This window comes from Acinetobacter sp. AC1-2 (assembly GCF_016124155.1).
In the GTDB taxonomy this organism is placed as follows: domain Bacteria; phylum Pseudomonadota; class Gammaproteobacteria; order Pseudomonadales; family Moraxellaceae; genus Acinetobacter; species Acinetobacter calcoaceticus.
Genome location: NZ_JABFFO010000018.1, coordinates 1 through 697 on the forward strand (window position 1 = coordinate 1; position 697 = coordinate 697).

Here is a 697-nt window from a genome sequence, read left to right on the forward strand (position 1 = left end):
CAGATGTGACCTTGGCAGGCGGTACTTTAGCTGGCTTGAGCACAGCAGATGGCGGTTTGACCTGGACAGCGACCTTCACCCAAGATGGCAGTGCAACAGCACCGAGCATCAGTGTGGCGGATAACACCTATACTGACCTTGCAGGTAACTTAGGTACAGGCGCAAGCTTGGCTGGCCTGACTTCAGATGTAGTGGCACCGACGCTTGCGATCAGTGCAACTGACCTGAATCTTGGTCTCGGTGAAAGCACCACAGTAACCTTCACCTTCAGTGAAGCAGTGACTGGCTTTGATACAACAGATGTGACCTTGGCAGGCGGTACTTTAGCTGGCTTGAGCACAGCAGATGGCGGTTTGACCTGGACAGCGACCTTCACCCAAGATGGCAGTGCAACAGCACCGAGCATCAGTGTGGCGGATAACACCTATACTGACCTTGCAGGTAACTTAGGTACAGGCGCAAGCTTGGCTGGCCTGACTTCAGATGTAGTGGCACCGACGCTTGCGATCAGTGCAACTGACCTGAATCTTGGTCTCGGTGAAAGCACCACAGTAACCTTCACCTTCAGTGAAGCAGTGACTGGCTTTGATGCAACAGATGTGACCTTGGCAGGCGGTACTTTAGCTGGCTTGAGCACAGCAGATGGCGGTTTGACCTGGACAGCGACCTTCACCCAAGATGGCAGTGCAACAGCACC

1 protein-coding gene is annotated in these 697 nt (G+C 53.9%); it reads left to right on the forward strand.

The annotated features are described in order from the left end of the window. A partial coding sequence (locus tag HL290_RS18430; protein WP_227602328.1) for an Ig-like domain-containing protein occupies positions 1-697 on the forward strand: 697 nt, incomplete at both ends.